The organism is Nostoc cycadae WK-1 (genome assembly GCF_002897135.1).
GTDB lineage: Bacteria > Cyanobacteriota > Cyanobacteriia > Cyanobacteriales > Nostocaceae > Nostoc_B.
Genome location: NZ_DF978426.1, coordinates 215,755 through 222,393 on the forward strand (window position 1 = coordinate 215,755; position 6,639 = coordinate 222,393).

4 protein-coding genes are annotated in these 6,639 nt (G+C 38.5%); 1 reads left to right on the forward strand and 3 read right to left on the reverse strand.

Going from position 1 to position 6,639, the window contains the following annotated elements; translation table 11 throughout:
• Positions 1–93 precede the first annotated feature (93 nt).
• Positions 94–2,031 (forward strand): ATP-dependent zinc metalloprotease FtsH, encoded by a 1,938-nt coding sequence (ftsH, locus tag NCWK1_RS10515; RefSeq protein WP_103124677.1) that lies wholly within the window; start codon positions 94–96, stop codon positions 2,029–2,031.
• Positions 2,032–2,185: 154 nt separating this feature from the next.
• On the opposite strand, the gene NCWK1_RS10520 is transcribed toward ftsH, so the two are convergent.
• Genes NCWK1_RS10520 through NCWK1_RS10530 form a run of 3 tightly spaced genes read right to left on the reverse strand, consistent with a single transcriptional unit; the run spans position 2,186 to position 6,440 of the window.
• A complete protein-coding gene (locus NCWK1_RS10520) occupies positions 2,186–5,410 on the reverse strand; it encodes an HD domain-containing protein (protein ID WP_103124678.1) in 3,225 nt (1,074 codons plus the stop codon).
• A gap of 60 nt (positions 5,411–5,470) precedes the next feature.
• Positions 5,471–5,920, reverse strand: a complete 450-nt coding sequence (locus NCWK1_RS10525) for an NUDIX domain-containing protein (protein WP_103124679.1) — start codon at positions 5,918–5,920, stop codon at positions 5,471–5,473.
• A 7-nt stretch (positions 5,921–5,927) separates the two neighbouring features.
• The gene (locus NCWK1_RS10530) at positions 5,928–6,440 is read right to left on the reverse strand and encodes a hypothetical protein (protein ID WP_103124680.1); all 513 of its coding nucleotides are present in this window, start codon (positions 6,438–6,440) and stop codon (positions 5,928–5,930) included.
• Between the last annotated feature and the right edge of the window lie 199 nt (positions 6,441–6,639).

The window sequence follows — 6,639 nt, forward strand, 5'->3', positions numbered from 1 at the left end:
TTTAGAATGGGGGACTTTATGTTTTGTCATTTGTCAACACAAAGGACAAATGACCAATGACTAATGACAAATCTAAATTGAGGATACATCAAAATGCCTGTAGAAAAAAATAACAAAAATTCCATCAAACCGCCGCGAATCAGGCAGTTTGGGGGTAGCTTACTAATTTTGTTTACTCTGTTATTACTGCTTAATTTTATAGTTCCTAGTTTCTTTGGCCCTCGATTACCACAAGTACCTTATAGTGACTTTATTACTCAAGTACAACAGGGTAAAGTAGACCGCGCCGTTGTGGGTGGCGATCGCATTGAGTATACCCTTAAAACGCCAACTGCCGATGGTAAAAAGACTGAACAAGTATTTGCAACTACACCAGTCGCCCTCGATTTAGATTTACCTAAAATTCTGCGTGAGAATAACGTTGAGTTTGCCGCACCACTCCCAGACCAAAATGGTTGGATTGGAACTCTCCTCAGTTGGGTTGCACCACCGTTAATTTTCTTTGGGGTTTGGGGCTTTTTAATGAATCGCCAAGGTGGTGGCCCGGCTGCACTCACAGTTGGTAAAAGCAAAGCTCGCATTTATTCTGAAGGTAGCACTGGGGTAAAATTCCCCGATGTAGCTGGGGTGGATGAAGCCAAAGCCGAACTCGAAGAAATTGTAGATTTCCTGAAAAATGCGACCAAATATACCAACTTAGGTGCAAAAATTCCTAAAGGTGTGTTGTTAGTCGGCCCTCCGGGTACAGGTAAAACATTACTAGCAAAAGCGATCGCAGGGGAAGCTGGCGTTCCTTTCTTCAGCATTTCCGGTTCAGAATTTATCGAATTGTTTGTTGGTGTGGGTGCGGCGCGTGTGCGCGACTTGTTTGAACAAGCCAAACAGCAAGCACCTTGTATTGTCTTCATCGATGAATTAGACGCACTGGGTAAATCTCGCGGTGGTGCGGGTGGATTTGTCGGCGGTAACGATGAACGGGAACAAACCCTCAACCAATTACTCACCGAAATGGATGGCTTTGATGCCAACACTGGAGTAATTATCATTGCCGCTACCAACCGTCCAGAAGTGCTTGACCCAGCTTTACGCCGTCCCGGACGCTTTGACCGTCAAGTTGTGGTCGATCGCCCTGATAAAATTGGTCGAGAAGCAATTCTCAAAGTTCATGCACGTAACGTCAAATTGGCGGATGATGTTAACCTCGCCACCATCGCTATTAGAACTCCTGGTTTTGCTGGCGCAGACTTAGCTAACCTTGTCAACGAAGCCGCATTGTTAGCCGCAAGGCAAAATCGCCCAGCGGTGGTTATGGCAGATTTCAACGAAGCAATTGAACGTTTAATTGCTGGGTTAGAAAAACGCTCTCGCGTACTCAACGAAACCGAGAAAAAGACCGTTGCTTATCACGAAGTTGGTCACGCTATCATCGGTGCATTGATGCCGGGTGCTGGTAAAGTTGAAAAAATCTCTGTTGTCCCCCGTGGTGTTGGGGCTTTGGGTTATACAATTCAAATGCCCGAAGAAGACCGCTTTTTGATGATTGAAGACGAAATTCGCGGTCGCATTGCTACCTTATTAGGTGGACGTTCCGCCGAAGAAGTTGTGTTTGGCAAAGTTTCCACAGGCGCAAGTGACGATATCCAAAAAGCCACAGATTTAGCCGAACGCTACGTTACCTTATATGGTATGAGCGATAAATTAGGGCCAGTTGCCTTTGAGAAAATTCAACAACAGTTTCTTGATGGTTACGGTAACGCTCGCCGTGCTATTAGTCCTCAAGTAGCGCAAGAAATTGACCACGAAGTGAAACAAATCGTAGACAATGCTCACCATATCGCCTTGAGCATTCTGCAACAAAACCGCGACTTGTTAGAAGAAACCGCCCAAGAACTGTTGCAACGCGAAATTCTCGAAGGTAAAGATTTGCGCGATCGCCTCACGCAAGCCAAAGCCCCCGAAGACCTGACAGAATGGTTACGCTCAGGGAATGTATCACCCGATAAACCACTCATGCAATCTGTGTTGAATTAAACTTGTATGGTGGGTTGCGCTTTGTGGCAACCCACCATTAAAATATTGATTAATTATATGTATATATGTACAATTCAATTTTATGATGAAAAATATCATCATAAAAATAGTTAGTTGATTCTAGAGTTAGCGGTTCAAAATTGAATGTAAATTTTTAATAAATATTAAACCAGTCTCTCCAGTAATTTGATGCATTAAAAATATGAGAGTGAGCAACTAATTTGTTAATACTATCTGGTAAATCGATATTAGAGTTGATGTCTCTAAAAGCTGAACGCAAAATATCTACACCATCTTTCCATGCAAATATGTAAGATTCTGCTGAAGGTGAAGAATAATACACTTTCCGCTTTAAATGTGAATTTAATGAGAAAGAATATACTGCTGAAGCTGCTCTTAATAAATCAATTGTATCTGGTTTTTGGTTTTTTAAATAAAGAAGTGCTTCCTTGAATGTACTCCATAGCTTCTCTAAGTCACTGCCCTGCTTAATCATTGTAGTGATTCTATTTTGTACCATTTGTACTTGATTGTCATCACCTGATATTTTCACAATATCCATTGGAATTACAAACAATTCTTTGCTGTTTAAGGCCTTAATTAAATTTTCAAAAAACGGATTTCTTTTCCTTCGCTCTTGATCGGTATAAATATAATTGATAGCTATATCTTTTACAAAATTTTCAGATAATAAATTTATAACATTTATAGAAAAATTAATGTCATTACTCGTGCGTCGAATCCATTTAATAGCTGTTTGCTGATGTTGACGGCTAAATTTAGCTAGTTCAGGACGATGTGAATTCAAAATAACTTCACTAAATAGGTGTGCATCTGGCACTAATGGAGTAAATTGTAGTTCTTTGTACCCTGGTGCAAGAGCAACAATAAATTCGTTAAGACTCAACTCACGGCCTAAATCCCTAGAAATGGTTCCAAGAGAATCTACCAATCTTGATTCAACAGTCCAAAACTCTGTCTCTGCTTGAAGATCAACGTGACTAACAAGTGACCGAGATGTTTTATTGTTAGAGCTTAACTCATCATTTAATTTTTCAATCACTATTGAAGGTGAATCTAGATATAAAGACTCAATATATTGAGTTGCAGAACCTGCATTTGTTGCTTTCAAAATATTTCTGTAAAGCCCAGATGAAGCGGAGGATGCTTGTGAAAGTGGTTGTCCAGGTTTATCGGAAATTCTTTTAATTTCATCTGTAAGATGTTCAAACAGCATATCGGCACAAAGCTGTCCAATACGCTCAAACTCTTCATCTTTTTCTAAACCTGCACGCGATACAGTAGTTCGGAAGCGGCGATCATTTCTAACTGATAAAATTGCACTGATTGAGCGTTCAGAATACAAGTTGGACTGATAGCTAAACCAAGGCAGTCCATTAGATACACGAATTCCTTCAATACACACAGCTGGCAATTCTTTTTCAGGACGTTGTGCAAATGAACGTTCTAACCATAAGTTGCTGTTTACAGCAAATGCAAGTTCGTATTGTCCTGCTCTATCTTCGCCTTGTTCACAACGTTTTTTAACAATAACATCTAATTTCTTACCTGAAGCTTCATCTTCTAAAGAAGCTGCTTTAAGCTGATCTGTATGGAAGTATCTCAAAGCTTCTTCAGGTGAATTGAAACCAATCTGTTGAGGTTCCTGAGTAGCATCAACAAATTCAACACGGCAAGCTGGAAGAATAATCCAATATCGGACAATCTCCTCTATTGTTTTTTTAGAGAGATCAACTGTTTCACGAAGACGTAAAGTTACGCGTGTACCATGAGGTTCAAGCCCCTCAAGTAACTGATCATCAGGCTGGATTTCTCGCAACAAGTAATCTGTATCTACTGATGTCATACGAATACGATGTCCTTTGCGATCGCGACAAGTAACAATTTCAATATCATCTGACACCATGAAACAAGTTAATACACCAATACCAAAGCGAGAAATTGGAGTAAAATCTTTAAAATCAGATTCAAATTGAGATGTATTGTAGTACGAAGAACCAACCATCATTAAATGATTTTCGATGATGTCCTTATCCATGCCAATACCATCATCTTCAACAATAAGTTGTCGATTATCAGGTTTCCATCTAACCCTAACAGTTCCTATAGGTGGCGTTGTTGTTTGACCTTTTTCTCTTGCCTTCCTGATATCCAGATGATGTTGAAAGCGAACAGCATCAATTGAATTTTGTAGCAATTCGCGAATTGCTACTGTTGCATCATTGTAGATTGTGTGTCCAACTAATAGGTTTAGTAATCTTCCTCGATCAAGTTCAAATTTTAAAGGGCTTGGTGGTACACCTTCAAGTTGTACATCACCTTTGACTGTATGCCAGGGAAAAATATAGTCTTTGCCGTCTCGTTCTTGCTGACTTTTTTCAGCCCATCGCTTCGATTGAAATATTTGTTTGTTAGCGTAGGTAATGTACTCTTGAAGTGCAAACAGAGGTGCTTCTTCTCTAAAATTTGCAGAGATTTTAACAATACAAGAGTCAGGATCTGTTAGCTCAAATGTCCGGTTTATGTGATAAACAGCAAAAGTTCCTAATTGTCTATCCCATTCCGAAACTCCTTTAGGATCTGATAGTCGAATAGTTTGAAACATAACAGATGGAGTACGATCTTGCGTTACATGTAAAAGATCAACAGTACGGAGCAAGATTCCTGCATACTGAACATTGACACCAGATGGAGGTGTCGCACCACATAGCGCAAACAAAGGATACTTATCATATTTATCCAAATCATCTGCATGGTGACTTTCGCACACAGTACCAAGATATTCACGAAAGCGAATTGGTAAAGGTGATAATAGCTTTTCTAATTCTTTGGCAATAGCATTAATTTGTGATCCCCATTTTCGTGAGTGGTTGCCTGTTATCCATTCACGTATCCGTGCAGCATGTCCCTTACGGATATATTCTTGAAAGAAAAACCGTTCTTTTTCATCATCTGTCATGCGATGCGTTCGAGCAATAAGATACTCACGACCTTCATTAGTACGTTCAAGACTTTTAAGCCAGTTTTGAAATTCTTCATTATTTTTTCGTTGCTGATATTCCTCAGTCGTCACCAACATCCCCAAATCGTGAAGATATATCGATAAAACAACCAACAACCAATCAGCAGGAGTCATCTTAGTTGATGTCTCTTTTGGAATTAACCAATCAAGCATCCTTAGCATGAAATCAATATGTGATATGTCATGCTTTGTATAAGTGGCAAAGATTCCCTCATGTCCAATAAGGCGTAGCATCTCAGTAACTTGCTCTCGAACACCTGGTAAGGAGAGATTGCTAAATTCTGATAATTCACGTACCTTATCAGCTTGTCTTTCAGCCTCTGTCTGTAATGCCATCCTAATTTACTCCAGCTAGTCTAGTTTAAAAAACAATTTTTTGTTCTGTACCGCAAGTTTTTAGCCTGCGGCTGCATCTGACTTATATAGATAATCTGAAAGATACGTGTGTAAGTTTAATTGAGTAATTTTTGACAGAGGCTGTGGCAAATCTTCTAGAGTAAACCATCCAATAGATTCACACTTATTTGGCTCATTAATCCTTGGCTCACCAGTAAAATGTAAAGCTATATATGTGATAGAAATCCAGTGTTGTTTCTCTTCTAATAAGATGTGGTCAAACACGCCTAAAATATCTTTAACCTCTATTTGCATTCCATATTCTTCTTGGATTTCGCGTTTAATTGCTTCAATGAGGGGTTCACCAAATTGGACACCTCCACCAGGAAACTCCCATGTTCCCCTTTCATTTCTAGCGGCTTGACCTCGCTTTGCTAAAAATAGTAGTCCTTTGTCATTGAATATGACAGCACCAACCCCAACTCCTATATAATCGTGTCCTTCTATCATGTTGGATTTATTTAATGAGTGGGATGATGTAGCTTTGTACGTAACTAATGATGATGATCACAACAATCACAACAAAAAAAAGAACATAAGTTTCCTGCCAACGCCAAAAATTACTTTTTTTAGGAAGTTTACGAAAACCAACACCAACAACTTTATTTAAAAGTTCTACTTCTTCAGTTCTATAATCTAACCAAGAAAATATCCCTGCTACAATTGAGAACACAACAAATGCAGCTAAAATCACAAGTAGTCCCAGCAAACCTTGAAGTGCTACTTTAGTGATTTCAGGAGTAAGATTAAGTTGCTGCCGACCTACAAATAAGGCAACTCCAGCAGTAGCAATAGCAGTAGCTAGTGTTTGAAATAAAGTTAGATATTTATGAATATTTTCATTTAATGAACGAATTTCTTGAAGAATATATTTGTACCTTTCTAAGTAAAACTCTTGAATCAAATCTGACTTAGTAAAAGAATCATCTTTGTTATCCATAGATTGATTAGTTTGTGAATCTTTTGACATTATTACTCCTTATGTACTACTGAAGTCACTATGTTTTCAATTTATTTTTAACAAAATACTTATTTGTTAAGTTAAATTAACTTAAGCTTTTTATCAAATCATTAATTAATGTAAATAAGAATTTTTTTAGCTATTATGTTAATTAGGTATTATTTTAAACTTTCTAAACCGTAAGTAAGTCGGTGGAAAAATTTACAGG